This window comes from Streptomyces sp. NPDC040432 (genome assembly GCF_055595445.1).
Genome location: NZ_JBVIVP010000004.1, coordinates 128,128 through 143,702 on the forward strand (window position 1 = coordinate 128,128; position 15,575 = coordinate 143,702).

Sequence of the window (15,575 nt, forward strand, 5' to 3'; positions counted from 1 at the left end):
GTGGGGGCCCTGTCCTGCCGAGAACCCATCTTCGCATTTGTCGGGGGAACGCGGGACGCCGGGCCCCCGGGGTGGACCGTCGTTCCGCCCGAAGTAACGGTTACCCATGCGTAGAAAGCTACTGATCCTCGACGTTTCTTCCAGAGCGAACGCGCCGCGGACCCCGATCGGGGTCCGCGGCGCGTTCGCTCGTGAAACGCGTCCCGGGAGCGGGCGTCAGCCCAGGTCGCCGGTGGCGGTGCGCTCGGCCAGCCGCACCAGGGTGCGCACGGCGGAGCCGGTGCCGCCCTTGGGGGTGTAGCCGTACGGGGCGCCCTCGTGGAAGGCGGGACCCGCGATGTCGAGGTGGGCCCAGGTGATGCCCTCGCCGACGAACTCCTGGAGGAAGAGACCGGCGACCAGGCCGCCGCCCATCCGGACACCCATGTTCGCGATGTCGGCGGTGGGGGAGTCCATGGTCTTGCGCAGGTCCTCGGGGAGCGGCATCGGCCACGAGGCCTCGCCGACCTCCTCGGCGATCTCGTGGATCGAGGTGCGGAAGGCGTCGTCGTTCGCCATGATGCCGAAGGTCCGGTCGCCCAGGGCCAGCACCATGGCGCCGGTCAGGGTCGCGACGTCGACGATCGCGTCCGGGTTGTCCTCGGAGGCCTTGGTCAGCGCGTCGCCCAGGACCAGGCGGCCCTCGGCGTCCGTGTTGAGGACCTCGACGGTCTTGCCGCTGTACATGCGCAGGACGTCGCCGGGCTTGGTGGCGGAGCCGGACGGCATGTTCTCGGCGAGCGCGAGCCAGCCGGTCACGTTGACCTGGAGGCCCAGCTTCGCGGCCGCGACGACGGCGGCGAACACGGCGGCGGCGCCGGCCATGTCGCACTTCATCGTCTCGTTGTGGCCGGCCGGCTTCAGGGAGATGCCGCCCGAGTCGTAGGTGATGCCCTTGCCGACGTAGGCGAGGCTCTTCTCCGCCTTGGGGTGCGTGTAGGTGAGCTTGACCAGGCGCGGCGGGTTCTCGGAGCCCTTGCCGACGCCCATGATGCCGCCGTAGCCGCCCTTGACGAGGGCCTTCTCGTCCAGGACCTGGACCTTGATGCCGTTCTCCTTCGCGGTCGCGGACGCGACCGCGGCGAAGGCCTCGGGGGTGAGGTCGTTCGGCGGGGTGTTGATCAGGTCACGGGCGATGTTGACCTCGGTCGCCACGACGGAGGCGCGCTCGGCGGCGGCCTTGTGCTCCTTGTCGCGCGGCTTGGCGCCCAGCAGGGTCACCTCGGCGAGGGGCTGCTTGGGGCCGCCGTTCTTGGCGCCCTTCTTGTCGCCGCCCTGGTAGGCGGTGAACGCGTAGGCACCCAGCAGGGCGCCCTCGGCGACGGCGGTGACGGCGGAGGCGTCGTCCAGGGGCAGGGCGAAGGCGGCCTTCTTGGTGCCGTGCAGCGCGCGGGCGGCGGCGCCGGCGGCGCGGCGCAGGGCCTCCTCGTCGAAGGACTCGTCCTGCTCGGGCACGGGGCCCAGGCCGACCGCCAGCACGACCGGGACCTTCAGGCCGGCCGGGGCGGGCAGCTTGGTGGTCTCGCCTTCGGCGCCGGAGGCACCGAGCGCGTCGAGCACGGCGGCGAGCTTTCCGTCGAACGCCTTGTCCACGGCCTCGGCGCCGGCGGCCACGACGGGGCCCTTGGGGCCCTTCGCCACGCCGACCACGAGGGCGTCGGCGCGCAGCGTCGCCGCGCCGGCAGTGCTGAGAGTCAGAGCAGTCACGGTGGTGAAGTCTCGCTTCCGTTTTATGTATGTGGGCGCTGCGGTCACGTCGGGGTCGCCGGCCGCTCCGCAGCGATCGTATTCCTGGCCCGACGGCCGCCGGAAATGAGCCTACGCGTAGCCACTCGTCCGTACGTCACTCGAAGGTTTGGCAAGTTGTTCGATCAGGACGCCATCAGGTTCACCCATCTGTGGCCTCTGTTCCAGGTTTGCCCTTGAGACCTGACGAGGTCCGAGAGACTCGGCCCACTCTCGCAAGGGGACGCGGGGTTCCTTTGCATGATTTTCCACAGAGCCTCCCGGGCCCGGCCAACCCCACAGGGCCGAGCCGAGGGACGCCTGCGGGGGGAAAGGCCGAAATGGTCAACAAGAACCGGATGAACAGGGTCGCCGCAGCGATGGCGGCAGCGGCCCTGATGTCCGTGGCAGTACCCGCCGCGACCGCCGAGGCGGCCGTGGCACCGCGCATCGACCTGAAGGTGCTGGTCGTCGACGACGGCGGCAGCTCGGTCGAGGCGATCACCGCGGAACTCCGGGACACCGGAGTGCCCTACACCCGGGTCGACCTGGGCAGCACGAGCCGCCCGGTCATCAACGCCGCGTTCCTCAGCGACACGGTGGACGGCCGGCCGCGGGCCAAGTTCCAGGGGGTCGTGCTCCCGAACGAGAACCCGTTCGGGACGGGTTCGGCCGAGGCCGCGGCCCTCGCCTCGTACGAGACGACGTACGGGATCCGCCAGGTCGACGCCTACACCTGGGCCCACCCGGGCGTGGGTCTGGAGTACACCGACAACGGCGGCTACGGCGGCCAGCTCGACGGCACGCAGGCCGCGGTCACCGCGGCCGGCAAGGCGGGCCCCTTCGGCTACCTCGGCGGCCAGGTCGAGTTCGAGGACAACTCGTCGCTCATCCTGGAGAGCTACGGGTTCATGGGCAAGCCGCGGGCCGGCTACACCAGCCTGCTCGACGCCCCCGTCCCCGGTGGCACCGGCCGGGCCTCGCTCGTCGGCGAGTACACCCACGACGGACGCAGCGAACTGGTCGTCACCTTCGGCTACAACCAGCACCAGCAGCAGTACCGACTGCTGGCGCGCGGCATCGTCGAATGGCTGACGCAGGGGGTCCACCTCGGACAGAGCCGCAACTACTTCGCCGTCCACGTCGACGACGTGTTCGCGCCCGACGCCCGCTGGAACAAGGAGCTCAACTGCACGCCCGGCGACTACGCCTGCGCGGGCGGCGAGGGCCAGGAGAGCACGATCCGGATGACCGCCGCCGACGCGCAGTACGCGGCGCAGTGGCAGACGTCCAAGAACTTCAAGCTGGACATGCTCTTCAACGCGGGCGCCGGCGAGGAGTGGAAGGCGGAGAACGGCGGCGTGGACGCGATGACCGCGCAACTGGTCGCGGACCGGGCCAAGTACCGCTGGATGAACCACACCTACACGCACCCGTTCCTCGGCTGCGTGCAGGACGTCACCACCGTCCCGTGGACCTGCACCAAGAACGCCCAGGGCGCCATCAACTGGATGAGCCGGGCCGAGATCTCCGCGCAGATCCGCGACAACAACAACTGGGCGGCCTCCAAGGGCATCACCACCGACCGCACCGAACTCGTCACCGGCGAGCACTCCGGCCTCAAGACCGCCCCCCAGCAGCCCCAGGACAATCCCAACCTGGCCGGCGCCCTCGCGGACAACGGCGTGAAGTGGGTCGGTAGCGACAACTCCCGCGAACCGGCGCAGCGGCCGGTCGGCGCCGCCCTGACCGTCCCGCGGCACCCGATGAACGTGTACTACAACACCGGCACCAACGCGGAGATGGCCGACGAGTACAACTGGATCTACAGCAGCCGGGCCGACGGCGGCAGCGGCGCCTGCGAGGACAACCCGGCCACCTCGACCTGCCTGCCCGCCCCGCTCGACGTCAACACGGGCTACCTGGACTACATCGTCCCGCAGGAGGCCCGCATCGCGATGCGGCACGTGCTCGCCAACGACCCGCGGCCGCACTACGTCCACCAGTCCAACCTGGCCGAGGACCGGACCCTCTACCCGGTGGTCAACCGGATCCTGGACACCTACCGGACGCTGTACGCGCCGAGCGCCCCGATCGTGAACCAGAGCATGAAGGACACCGGCGTCGAGCTCACCCGCCGCGCGGCCTGGGACAAGGCCCTGGCCGAGAACAAGGTCACCGCGTACCGCATCGGCAAGGACGTCACCGTCAAGGCGCCCTCCGGCGTCGTCGCCCCCGTGACCGCTCCCAACGGAACCAAGAAGCAGCTCCTGCTCGGCACCGCGGACTTCGGCACCGCGTACGCCGGCACCCGGTCGGCCTGGACGGCTCCCGAGCTGCTCCAGTCGGCGGTCACGCTCAAGCTCCTCTGACCGACGGGCCGACCGTCCGGCCCGAGCGAACCGCCCACTCGTAACACCCAGCGCCGGCGCACCGCGAACCTCGGGGCGCCGGCCCCTTTTCCGTCCTGGGGGGACACACCGCATGAGCCATGGGCGTCATGTCACCATGCTCACCGAAGGCACCTATCCGCACGTTCACGGGGGCGTCAGCACCTGGTGCGACCAACTGGTCCGCGGCATGCCGGAGGTGGACTTCAACGTCATAGCCCTGACGGGCTCCGGACGTGAGCCGGTCACCTGGGAACTGCCGCGCAACGTCTACCGGCACACGGCCGTACCGCTCTGGGGCCCGGCCCCGCCCAGGACCCGACGGTCCACCCTGCGCGGCAGGTCCCGCCGCCGCTTCACCGAGACCTACGAGAACTTCCTGCTCTCCCTGATCGACCCCGCCCACGGCGGGTTCTCCGAGGCCCTGGGCGAGATGGCCGAACTGGCCCGGGCCGGCCGGCTCGCGCCGGCCCTGCGCTCCGAATCGGTCCTGCGCCTGCTGATGCACGCGTGGACCCGCCCCGGCCTCGTCACCGCCGACGCCGAGCCCACCATCCACGACGCGCTCACCGCCACCGACCTGCTGGAACACGCCCTGCGCCCGCTGTCCGTGCGGATCCCGCCCGACAGCGTCGCGCACGCCGTCAGCAGCGGCCTCGCGACCCTCCCCGCGCTCGCCGCGAAACGCCTCGACAAGGTGCCGTTCCTGCTCACCGAGCACGGCATCTACCTGCGCGAGCGCTACCTCGGCTACCGCACGGCGGCGCAGCGGTGGCCCGTCAAGGCCCTCATGCTCGGCTTCTACCGCGAGCTGAACACCGAGGGCTACCGGCAGGCCGACCTGATCACCCCGTGCAACCAGTACAACCGCCGTTGGGAGGAACGCGGAGGCGCCGACTCGGAGCGGATCCGCACCGTTTACAACGGGGTCGACCCGCACGCCTTCCCCGAGGCCGGCCCCGAACCCGAGGTGCCCACCCTCAGCTGGTGCGGGCGCATCGACCCGATCAAGGACCTCGAAACCCTCATCCGCGCCTACGCGTTCATGCGCGAGGAGATGCCCACCCTGCGGTTGCGGCTGTTCGGCCCGGTCCCGGCCGGCTGCGAGGACTACCGGATCCGGCTGGAGAAGCTCGGCGCGGAACTCGGCGTGAGCGACGGCATCACCTACGAGGGGCGCATCGAGCAGGTCGCCAAGGCCTACGCGGCGGGCAGCATCGTGATGCTGTCCAGCATCAGCGAGGGCTTCCCCTTCAGCATCATCGAGGCCATGTCCTGCGGTCGCACCACCGTCTCCACCGACGTCGGGGGAGTGCGCGAGGCCGTGGGCGACACCGGACTCGTCGTCCCGCCCCGGGAGCCGGAGACCATGGCCCGCGCCACCCTCGCGCTGCTGCGCGACGACGAACGCCGCCTGGAACTGGGGCGGTTGTCCCGGGAGCGGGTCGTCGAGAAGTTCACCCTGCACCAGTCCGTGGACGGCTTCCGGCACATCTACCGGGAACTCGCCGGCCAGCCCGTCCTGCCCGTCCACGAGGGCGACACCTGGACGCAGCGGCTCGCCGACCCCTGGTACAAGGAACTCGCGGCCGACGGGAGCCTGTGGTGAGCGGATCCCTCTGGCTCAAGCCCCCCGGCCCCGAAGGGGCCCGGGGACCGGTGGGCCGCGGCTCCCCGGGCGGCACCGCGCGGCGCCCGCCCGGCTCCGCCGACGGCGGTCTGCCGGCCATCCCCCGGCCCCGGCGGGAAGCACCCGCGGCCGACCCGATGGACGAGCTCGCCGAGCGGCTCGATCCGTTCATCTCGGCGGCCGTCCACCCCGACGAGATCGCCGCGATCCTCGAATCCGACGGCATGACCGACGAGTACATCCGGCTCACCTACGGCCGGCACGACTCCTTCGGTCTCGCCGAGGAGCTGTACGCCCGCGTGCCGCGCTCCTTCCCGGAGCCCGACCGCGTCAGCGACCCCTGGAAGGTGTCCCTCACCGCCTGCCTGCTGCGCGGGGTGATCTTCGCCCTGCCCGGCCTGGCCTACCTCCTCGGGGCGCCGCTCCTCGACGGCCCCCAGGACCGGCTCGGCCTGCCCGCGGGCACCCTGACCCTGCTCGCCGGAGCCCTCATCGGCTGGGTCTGGGACCAGACCCTGTCCCACCGGGCCTACTCCTGGCTCGGCCTCGGCGACCGGGCCGCCGCCGGGCGCACCCTCCTCGTCGGAGCGCCCGCCGGGGCCCTGCTCGGCACCGCCGCCGCGTTCGCCGTGCCCGGCGGGCCGCCGTTCTCGTACGCCTTCGCCGCGGGCCAGGCCCTCTACGTCGGGGCGGCGACCGTCCTGCTGGTCCTCGGCCGGGAGCGGGTGCTGCTCGTCGCGCTCGGCCCGATGGCGGCCGGGGCCCTCCTCGCCCTCGTCGTCGACCTGCCCGTCCCGGTGCGGGTCACCCTGCTGGTGGTGTCCCTGCTGGCCGCCTGCACCCTCGCCGTACGGGAACTCCCGCTGGTCGACGGCCTGCGGGCCGCCGGCCGCCGGATCCGGGGCTGGACCGAACACCGTCCGGGCGAACGCGGACCCGTGCGCTGGCAGATGCTGCGCGGGGCCGAGGAGGAGTACACGCGGCGCGGACCCCGCATCGGGGACTCCGTCCCGTACGGGGTGTTCGGCCTGGGCACCGGCCTGCTCGTGCTGTACGCGGCGCTCGGCGAGGTCCTCGCCGGCGGCCCCGCCGAGGCGGTCGCCGCGCCCTCCGCCGTGGCCCTCACCCTCAGCATGGGCCCCGCCGAATGGCTCCTGCACCGGTTCCGCAGCGGCAGCCTCGCGGGACTGCGCGCGGCCCGCTCGTCCCGCGCCTTCCGGCGCCGGATGCTGACCACGCTGGCCCGGTGCCTCGCCACCTACCTGGCGGTGCTCCTCGTCCTCGGCGTCACCGGAACGCTGCTGTGGCCCCACGCCCCCGGCCTCACCGGGCTCCGCGTCGCGACCCTGTTCCTCCTCGGCGCCGTGATGTGGACCGGACTGCTCCTGCAGTCCTTCGGGGCGGTCCGTCCCGCCGCCGTGGTCTGCGCCTCGGCGGCCGTCGCCCAGAGCCTGGCCCTGCTGGCGGGCGCCGGCCAACCGAGGTTGGTCCAGGTCCTGGTCGCCGGGGCCGCCGCCACGGCCCTGGCCGTCCTCGTCTGCCTGCTCCTCGGCCGGGCGACCGCCCACCGGTGAGCGCCTCCCGCGATCCCTTCGAAGAGAAGGGCCGACCGTACGAGAAGAAGGACCCCATGCTCCTGGTGCCCCTGTACGAGCACCCCGCCGACCGCCCCGAGGCCTGGGAGCGGCTCATCCGCTCCGCGGGCCGGCTCCACTCGGTGGTGCTCAACCCCGACAGCGGTCCCGGCACGGCCCGGGACGAGCGGTTCGCCGCCGTCGCCGAACGCCTGCGCGACGCGGGCGTGGCCGTCCTCGGGTACGCCGACACCGACTACGGTCGGCGCCCGCACGGGGCGGTCGTCCAGGACCTGCTGCGACACCGCGACTGGTACGCCACCGACGGGGCCTTCCTGGACCAGGCCGCCGCCGGCCCGGAACTCCTGCCGCACTACACGCGGTTGGCCGTCGCCGCCCGGGCGGCCGGCGCCAGCACGCTCGTCCTGAACCACGGCGTCCACCCGCACCCCGGTTACGCCGGGCTCGCCGACCTGCTCGTCACCTTCGAGGGCCCCTGGGACGCCTACCGGGACGCGGCCACCGCCCCGCCCTGGACCGCCGACCATCCGGCGCAGCGGTTCTGCCACCTCGTGTACGCGGTTCCCCGGGACGCGCCCGCCGCCGAACTCGCCGAGCAGCGCCGTGCCGGGGTCCACTGCGCGGTCCCCGGCACGGGCGCGCACCCGTGGGGAACCCTCCCGTACGCCTTGGAGGCGGCCGGATGAAGCGTTTCGCCGCCCTCCTGGTCACGGCGCTGCTCCTGCTCACGGCCTGCACCTCCGACCCCGACGACGCGGGCCCGGAGCCGGGTCCGCGGCCGGCTCCGGGGGAGCGCTGGAAGCCCGTGCCGGGCACCGACTGGCAGTGGCAGCTCAGCGGCAGGCTCGACACCTCCGTCGACGTGCCCGTCTACGACGTCGACGGGTTCACCACCGGCAAGGCGCAGGTCGCCGGGCTCAGGAAGGACGGCCGCCGCACCATCTGCTACCTCTCCACCGGGGCCTGGGAGGACTTCCGGCCCGACGCCGACGACTTCCCGAAGGAACTGCTCGGCAAGGGCAACGGCTGGCAGGGCGAACGCTGGCTCGACATCCGCCGGCTCGACGCGCTGGAACCGCTCATGGCCGCCCGCTTCGACATGTGCCGGGACAAGGGCTTCGACGCCGTGGAGCCCGACAACATGGACGGCTACAAGAACGCCTCCGGATTCCCGCTCACGGCCGATGACCAGCTGGCCTACAACCGGCTGATCGCCCGCCTCGCGCACGACCGGGGACTGGCGGTCGGTCTGAAGAACGACCTCGACCAGATCCCGCAACTGGTGGGCGAGTTCGACTTCGCGGTGAACGAGCAGTGCGCCGAATACCGGGAGTGCGAGCGGCTGACCCCCTTCATCGAGGCGGGGAAGGCCGTGTTCCACGTCGAGTACGAACTCCCCGCGGACCGCTTCTGCGAGCGCTCGCGGCAGCTGGGGCTCAGCTCCCTGGAGAAGAAGTACGAACTGGGCGCCTGGCGCAAGGCCTGCTGAGGGCTGTCCCGTAACGTCGTGCGCCCGCCGGGGATTGCGGGACAGCCCTTGGGGGCCGTCCGCGGGCCCGCTCAGGCGGGGAGGATCGCGTGGACGCGGTAGCCGCCGCCGAAGCGGGGTCCCGCGAAGCAGGAACCGCCCAGGGCGACGGCCCGTTCGCGCATGCCGAGCAGGCCGTGCCCGCCGTGCGGATCGGAGGGTTCCGGCGACGGGTCCGCCCCGTCACCGCCGTCGTCCAGCACGGTGACCTCCACCGAGGCGCCGACCCGCACCACGCTGACCTCGGCCCGGGCCCCGGGCCCGGCGTGCTTGCGGACGTTGGTCAGCGCCTCCTGGATCACCCGGTACGCCGCCAGGTCCACGGCCGAGGGCAGCGCCGTCCGCTCCCGCCCCAGCTCCACGAACACCTCCACCGGCAGGCCGGCGTTGCGGAAGGTGTCCAACAGTTCGTCCAGTACGGCCAGTCCGGGCGCCGGCTCCGTCGGGGCCTCCGGGTCTCCGGACTGCCGCAGCAGCCCGACCGTGGCCCGCAGCTCGTTCAGCGCGGACCGGCTGGCCTCCCGCACGTGGGCGAGGGCTTCCTTGGCCTGGTCGGGACGCCGGTCCATGACGTGCGCCGCGACGCCCGCCTGCACGTTGACCAGGGCGATGTGGTGGGCCACCACGTCGTGGAGGTCCCGGGCGATGCGCAGCCGTTCCTCCGCGACCCGCCGCCGGGCCTCCTCCTCCCGGGTGCGTTCGGCCCGCTCCGCCCGCTCCCGGATCGCGTCGACGAAGGCGCGACGGCTACGGACCGCGTCCCCGGCGGCCGCGGCCATCCCGGTCCAGGCGAAGATGCCGAGGTTCTCCTGCGCGTACCAGGGCAGGGGGCCGGCCAGCATGGCCAGACCCGTCAGCCCGGCCATGGTGAGCAGGCCCACCCGCCAGGTCGTGGGCCGGTCGGTGAGCGCCGCCACCGTGTACAGGGCGATCACCGCGCACATCACGACGGGCGCCCGCGGTTCGCCGGTGGTCAGCTCCAGCAGCGACAGTCCGCAGGTGACGGCGAGCACGAGGCGCGGCCGCCTGCGCCGCTCCACCAGGGCCACCGCGCCGAGCAGCATCAGCAGCAGCGAGAACGGGGCCGGGGCCCGGGTCCCGAAGGTGGGTCCGTGCGGTCCGTGGGGGTCGGCGAAGGACCCGAGGACCATCGCCACGAACGCCCCCACCGCGAGAGCGGCGTCGGTGGCCAGCGGATGGGCCCGCAGCCACTGCCGGGTGCGGGCGAACGGCTGCCCTGGGTCTGTGCTCACCCGGACAAGGTACGGGCTGCCGCGCCGACCGCGCCGGTCAGACGGTCTGCGGGGGAGGCGGCGGCGGGGGCCGCTGCCCGAGCGGGACGCGGGAGCGGGCGGGTCCCCACTTCGCGCGGATCGCGCACAGCGCCATCACGGCGGCGATGGCCGCCAGGTGCTCCTTGCCCGCCAGGTTGTTCTTGAGGACCACCTCGGCGATCATCACGACGACCACCAGGGCCCCCGTGAGGTAGGCCCGGTAGCGCCAGCACACGTAGATCGCCAGGCCCACCACGGCCGCGGAGGGCCCGGTGTCGTTGACGATCCGGTCGGACTCCGGCAGGCCGAGGGGGTGGTCGGCGCCCAGCGAGAGCCCGATCCGGGCGTACGTGGTCCCGGCGAGCGTGGCGACGTAGCCGATCACCAGGGTCCGCCACCAGCCGACGCAGATCTCCGAGATCCCGAAGACCAGCAGGATCTGGGCGAGCGCGCCCCACACGGGCAGGTCCAGCGCCGGCACGAACAGCGACAGCGGCGTGCGCAGGAGCGCCAGCCACAGGGGATCGGCGGCCTTGACCGAACCGAGGTCCTGGACCGGTTGGAAGCCCCAGGAGGTGTTCTGCACGATCTGGAAGACGGACGTCAGGCACACCGCGCCGATCGTCATCGGGACGGCCCGCCACCCGTCCCGTACGAGCGCGTCCCGGACGGTCCCGAACAGGGGGCCCCACTCGCGGTGGGCGAAGCGTCGCAGGGGGCCCGGCGTCCGCGCTGTCACCTAATCGTCTCCAGATGTCTGCGGTGCAGCCACTTCGGCAGGCCGGGTGCCTCCAGGAAGCCCTCGGCCCGGCCCGCCGCGATGCCGATCCGCAGCAGGTCGGAACTCTTCTCGAAGAGCATGAACCGCGGTTCCCAGATCGGCCGGTATTTGGCGTTGGCCCGGTAGAGGGACTCGATCTGCCACCAGCGGGAGAAGAAGCTCAGCAGCGAGCGCCACATGCGCAGCACCGGACCCGCGCCGAGCCTGGACCCCCGCTCGAAGACGGAACGGAACATCGCGAAGTTCAGTGAGACCTGTGTGACCCCGATCTCCTTGGAACGCTCCAGGAGTTCGATCACCATGAACTCCATCAGACCGTTCTCGGAATCACGGTCACGGCGCATCAGGTCGAGTGAGAGCCCCTTGGGGCCCCACGGCACGAAGGACAGCACGGCCCGCAGGTCGCCGTTCCCGTCCGTGCACTCCAGCATCACGCACTGGCCGTCGTTCGGGTCGCCCAGTCGGCCCAGTGCCATGGAGAAGCCGCGCTCGGTCGCGCCGTCCCGCCAGTCGTCGGCACGCTCCAGCAGCACCTCCATCTCGGCGGCCGGAATGTCGGCGTGCCGACGGATCCGGACGGTGTACCCGGCCCGCTTGACCCGGTTGTAGGCCTGGCGGACCGTGCGCATGGCCCGACCCTCCAGGGTGAACTCGGCGGTCTCGACGATGGCCTCGTCGCCCAGCTCCAGCGCGTCCAGGCCGTGCCGGGCGTAGATCTGGCCGGCCTCCTCGCTCGCGCCCATCACGGCGGGTACCCAGCCGTGCTCGCGGGCCTCCGCCAGCCACGGCTCGATCGCCCCGGGCCACGCCTCGGGGTCACCGATGGGGTCACCGGAGGCCAAGGAGACGCCTCCCACGACCCGGTAGGTGACCGCGGCCTTCCCGGTGGGGGACCAGATGACGGACTTCTCGCGGCGCAGCGCGAAGTAGCCGAGGGAGTCCCGGTCGCCCTGCTTGGCGAGCAGTGCCCGCAGCCGCTCCTCGTCCTCGGCGGTGAGCGGGTCGACGGCCCGGCGGGAGCGGAAGGCGGCGAACAGCACGGCGAGGAGCAGCAGCATCGACATCACGTTGATGAAGACGTCGACCCAGCCGGGCGTGGTGATCGCGTTGTAGGCCTTGTCGTCGGGCGCCAGCGTGATCAGCCGCATCACGCCGTACCGCCAGCGGGCCAGGAACGTCGCGTCGGCCCGGTCGGCGTCGGTGTTGGTCGCCCCGACGAGCAGGGCGGCGATCAGCGAGGTGACGAGCAGGCCGACGGCGCCCACCGCGGTCGCCAACCTGGGGTTGGAGCGGTCGCCCTTGGCGTAGAACTCGTGGCGGCCCAGCAGCAGGGCGCCGACGAATGCCGCGGTGAGGGCGAGCGACACCCAGTTCTGCGCGTGTTCGCGGAACTCCGGGTAGCAGACGTCGAGTTCGCCCCCGGTGCAGGGGGCGAAGGCGGCGACCGCGAGGGCCAGCAACAGCAGTCCGCCGACGACGAGGTTGAGGATCCAGGCGGCCCGCTTGCGGCGGCCCATGGTGACCGCGAGCAGCAGCGAGAACAGACCGGAGGCGAAACCGGCGGTGAGCAGGTACGGGGTGTAGAAGTCGGCGGTGTTGTGCCGACGCAGGTCCTGCCCCAGCGACAGCCACACCGCGCTGAGGAAGTTGATGAAGGTGACCGCCCGCAGGTACCAGACCGCGAAGCCCGCGGCGCGCCGCGAACGGGGCGTCCCCCTGCGGGTCTCCGGCCTCCCGGCGGGGTCGCCGCCGGAATCCTTCCTGCCGTCGGCACCCTTGCCGGCCGCCTGATCGAGGCTCCGGTCGGTCTCTGCGCTGGTCAAGCGGACCTCTCCCATGAAAAGCGATGATATGGGGCATCGCAGTCCACAGGCGCCGCGGGCGCCGCGGACCGGTCAGGTCCGCGGTGCCCGTCGCCTCAGTCCACCGGCGCTTCCACGGCCCGCTCCGGGAGGTCCGCCGCGAGGGCGGCCGCAGCCTGGACCAGGGGGAGCGCCAGCAATGCCCCGGTTCCTTCTCCCACTGTGACGCCGTGGTCGAGGACAGGGTTGAGCGCCATGCGATCGAGTGCCTTCGCCTGGCCCGGTTCACCGCCGGCCTGGCCCGCGAGCCACCAGTCCGGAGCGCGGAACGCGGCCCGCTGGGCCACCAGTCCGCACGCCGCGGAGACGACCCCGTCGAGGATGACCGGCGTACGGCGCACCGCGCACTGGAGGAGGAAACCGGTGATCGCGGCGACGTCCGCACCGCCGACCGCCGCCAGCAGGGCCACCTGGTCGCCGAGGACCGGACGGGCCCGGCGCAGCGCGTCACGGATCGCGGCGCACTTGCGCATCCAGGTCAGGTCGTCGATCGCGACCCCGCCGCGGCCGGTGACCACGGAGGCGTCGGTACCGCAGAGCGCGGCGACGAGGGTGGCGGCCACCGTGGTGCCGCCGACGCTCAGGTCGCCGAGGACGACCAGGTCGGTACCGGCGTCGGCCTCCTCGTCGGCGATGCGGATGCCGAGTTCCAGGGCGGCCCGCGCCTCGTCGATCGTCAGGGCGTCCTCCCGGTCGATCCGCCCGCTGCCGCGCCGGACGCGGTGGCGCACCACGTCCTCGGGGAGCAGTTCCGGATCGCAGTCCAGGCCCGCGTCCACGATCCGTACGCCGGCCCCGAAGCGGTCGGCCAGGATCGACACCGGGCTGTTCCCGTCGAGGACGGAGCGGACCAGTTCGTGGGCGGTGCCGGCGGCCCGGGCGGAGACGCCCTCGGCGGCGATCCCGTGGTCGGCGGCGAACAGCACGACGCGCGGGCGTTCCAGCGGCCGGACCGGGACCCGGCCCTGCGCCGCGGCCAGCCACTCGGCGAGGTCGTCGAGCCGGCCCAGCGCGCCGGGCGGCACCGCCAGTCGCTCACGGCGATCCTCGGCGTCACGCCGGACACCCCCGTCGGGGCGCTCGATCAGATCGGAGAAGTCGTCGAGATTCAGCGTGGTCATCTGCCAGAGCGTACAGCCGGTGAGGCCCTGCCCAAGCCCCCTGCGCGCGGGGTCGACGGGCCCGTCCGGGGCCCCCGCGACCGGGTCGGGCCCCGGGAGCCGCGCGCTACTCCTTGAGCACCGCCACCTGTCCCGCGACGACGAGCAGCACGTGCTCGCACTCGCCGGCCACCGCGTTGTTCAGCCGCCCCAACTCGTCCCGGAAACGGCGCCCCGACGCCGTCGCCGGCACCACCCCCGAACCCACCTCGTTGCTGACGAGGACCACCGGGCGGCGGGTCGCGCGGACGGCCGCCACCAGGTCGGCGACCCGCTCGCGCAGCCGCTTCTGCCCGTCGGCCGCCCACACCGCGTCGTCCCAGGCCCCGACCCGGTCCATGGCGTCGGTGAGCCACAGCGCCAGGCAGTCGATCAGCAGGGCCGGCCCGGCCGCCTCCAACAGGGGCACGAGCTCGCAGGTCTCCGCCGTCCGCCAGCTCGCCGGCCGCCGCTCCCGGTGCAGACCGACCCGCTGGGCCCACTCCGAGTCACCGTCGCGGACGCCGCCCGTGGCCACGTAGACCACCTCCGGGTAGGCCGCCAGCCGCCGTTCCGCCTCGAAGGACTTGCCCGAGCGGGCCCCGCCCAGCACCAGGGTCCGGCGCGGGACGTCCGGCCCCTCGTGGTAGTCGCCGGCCACCACCGTGGTCCCGTCCGGCACCACCCGCGCACCGGCCGCGGCGCACCGGCGTTCCAACTCCCGCCCCGGCGGGGTGTCGTGGTCCACGTGGACGGCGATCACGTCCGTGGCCGGGCCGACCGCTCCGCTCGCCCGCAGCCGCGCCAGCGCCTCGGGCCGCCCCAACACGTCGGCCAGCACCATGTCGTACGCGCGCAGGGCCGTCGTCCCGTCGGTACCGGCCGGCGCCCCGCCCGGCGGCAGGTACAACAGCCGACTGCCGTCCGGGCCGGTGACGTCGTAGCCGGTGCCCGGCGCGTCCATCGGGACCGCCCGCACCCGATGCCCGCTGATCACCGTGACCTCCCGCCCGTCCGGGACCCGTCCGGCGGTCGGTAGCCCCGGCGGGAGCTCGACGGCCGGCCCGTCGTGCGGATGGGTGAGCAGCACCTGCCGTACGCCGGCCAGCGAACGGCCCGCGCGGGCCCCGGCGAGTACGGCCCCCGGGGTCAGGTCGAGCAGCAGCGCCCCGTCCACGAGGACGGCGGTCGCGGCGCGGGACCGGGTGCCCACGGAGACCGCGCAGGCGGCGCAGGGACAGCCGGGGCGGGGCAGTCCTTCGGGTGTACCGGTGCCGAGCAGAGTGAGTTCCACACGGAGATCCTCCCGCGTCGCCGGGACTGCTGCGCGCCCGGTTACTCTGCGGGCACACTCAACGTGGAAGAGCGGACGACCAACGGAGGCGGACATGGCGTGGACGTGGCGGTTCGAGACGGCCGAGGGAACCGAGAGCACTCCGGCGGTGACACCGGAGGAGTTCACCACGCAGGGGGACGCGGAGTCCTGGATCGGTGAGTACTGGAAGGACCTGCTGGAAGGCGGTACCGAACAGGTGAAGCTGTCCGACGACGCCGGCACCGAGTTGTACACCATGAGCCTGCGCGCGGCTCTCGACGCCTGACCCGGGCCGGA

General features: G+C 73.0%; 12 protein-coding genes. 6 read left to right on the plus strand and 6 right to left on the minus strand.

Annotated elements, in window-relative coordinates; all coding sequences use genetic code 11:
* Positions 1–216: 216 nt before the first annotated feature.
* The gene (locus ACZ58N_RS10855) at positions 217–1,746 is read right to left on the minus strand and encodes a leucyl aminopeptidase (RefSeq protein ID WP_471157746.1); all 1,530 of its coding nucleotides are present in this window, start codon (positions 1,744–1,746) and stop codon (positions 217–219) included.
* 359 nt (positions 1,747–2,105) lie between these two features.
* On the opposite strand from ACZ58N_RS10855, the gene ACZ58N_RS10860 reads away from it, so the two are divergent.
* The 5 genes from ACZ58N_RS10860 to ACZ58N_RS10880 all read left to right on the plus strand — a co-directional run bounded on the left by ACZ58N_RS10860 (position 2,106) and on the right by ACZ58N_RS10880 (position 8,868).
* Positions 2,106–4,136, plus strand: a complete 2,031-nt coding sequence (locus ACZ58N_RS10860) for a hypothetical protein (protein WP_471157748.1) — start codon at positions 2,106–2,108, stop codon at positions 4,134–4,136.
* Positions 4,137–4,248: 112 nt separating this feature from the next.
* Positions 4,249–5,763, plus strand: coding sequence for a GT4 family glycosyltransferase PelF (pelF, locus tag ACZ58N_RS10865; protein ID WP_471157749.1), 1,515 nt, complete (start codon positions 4,249–4,251; stop codon positions 5,761–5,763).
* Positions 5,760–7,358 (plus strand): hypothetical protein, encoded by a 1,599-nt coding sequence (locus tag ACZ58N_RS10870; protein WP_471157750.1) that lies wholly within the window; start codon positions 5,760–5,762, stop codon positions 7,356–7,358. Before pelF ends, ACZ58N_RS10870 begins: the two co-directional genes overlap by 4 nt.
* Positions 7,359–7,414: 56 nt before the next feature.
* On the plus strand, positions 7,415–8,065 hold the full coding sequence (locus ACZ58N_RS10875) for a spherulation-specific family 4 protein (protein WP_471158288.1): 651 nt from the start codon (positions 7,415–7,417) through the stop codon (positions 8,063–8,065).
* Positions 8,062–8,868 (plus strand): endo alpha-1,4 polygalactosaminidase, encoded by an 807-nt coding sequence (locus ACZ58N_RS10880; RefSeq protein ID WP_471157752.1) that lies wholly within the window; start codon positions 8,062–8,064, stop codon positions 8,866–8,868. The genes ACZ58N_RS10875 and ACZ58N_RS10880 overlap by 4 nt, the downstream gene beginning before the upstream one ends.
* Positions 8,869–8,939: 71 nt before the next feature.
* Here ACZ58N_RS10880 and ACZ58N_RS10885 read toward each other — a convergent pair whose 3' ends face one another.
* The 5 genes from ACZ58N_RS10885 to ACZ58N_RS10905 all read right to left on the minus strand — a co-directional run bounded on the left by ACZ58N_RS10885 (position 8,940) and on the right by ACZ58N_RS10905 (position 15,257).
* Positions 8,940–10,160: a sensor histidine kinase gene (locus ACZ58N_RS10885; RefSeq protein WP_471157754.1), complete on the minus strand. Its 1,221-nt coding sequence runs from the start codon at positions 10,158–10,160 to the stop codon at positions 8,940–8,942.
* Positions 10,161–10,197: 37 nt separating this feature from the next.
* On the minus strand, positions 10,198–10,920 hold the full coding sequence (locus ACZ58N_RS10890) for a hypothetical protein (protein WP_471157756.1): 723 nt from the start codon (positions 10,918–10,920) through the stop codon (positions 10,198–10,200).
* Positions 10,917–12,800, minus strand: a complete 1,884-nt coding sequence (locus ACZ58N_RS10895; protein ID WP_471157757.1) for a phosphatidylglycerol lysyltransferase domain-containing protein — start codon at positions 12,798–12,800, stop codon at positions 10,917–10,919. The genes ACZ58N_RS10890 and ACZ58N_RS10895 overlap by 4 nt, the downstream gene beginning before the upstream one ends.
* Positions 12,801–12,880: 80 nt before the next feature.
* Positions 12,881–13,945, minus strand: coding sequence for a nicotinate-nucleotide--dimethylbenzimidazole phosphoribosyltransferase (cobT, locus tag ACZ58N_RS10900; RefSeq protein WP_471157758.1), 1,065 nt, complete (start codon positions 13,943–13,945; stop codon positions 12,881–12,883).
* Between the two features lie 106 nt (positions 13,946–14,051).
* Entirely contained in the window at positions 14,052–15,257 is a 1,206-nt protein-coding gene (locus tag ACZ58N_RS10905) for a bifunctional adenosylcobinamide kinase/adenosylcobinamide-phosphate guanylyltransferase (protein ID WP_471157760.1), read from the minus strand.
* Between the two features lie 94 nt (positions 15,258–15,351).
* Here ACZ58N_RS10905 and ACZ58N_RS10910 point away from each other — a divergent pair, with 94 nt between their 5' ends.
* Positions 15,352–15,564, plus strand: a complete 213-nt coding sequence (locus tag ACZ58N_RS10910) for a hypothetical protein (RefSeq protein WP_471157761.1) — start codon at positions 15,352–15,354, stop codon at positions 15,562–15,564.
* The last annotated feature ends 11 nt before the right edge of the window (positions 15,565–15,575 follow it).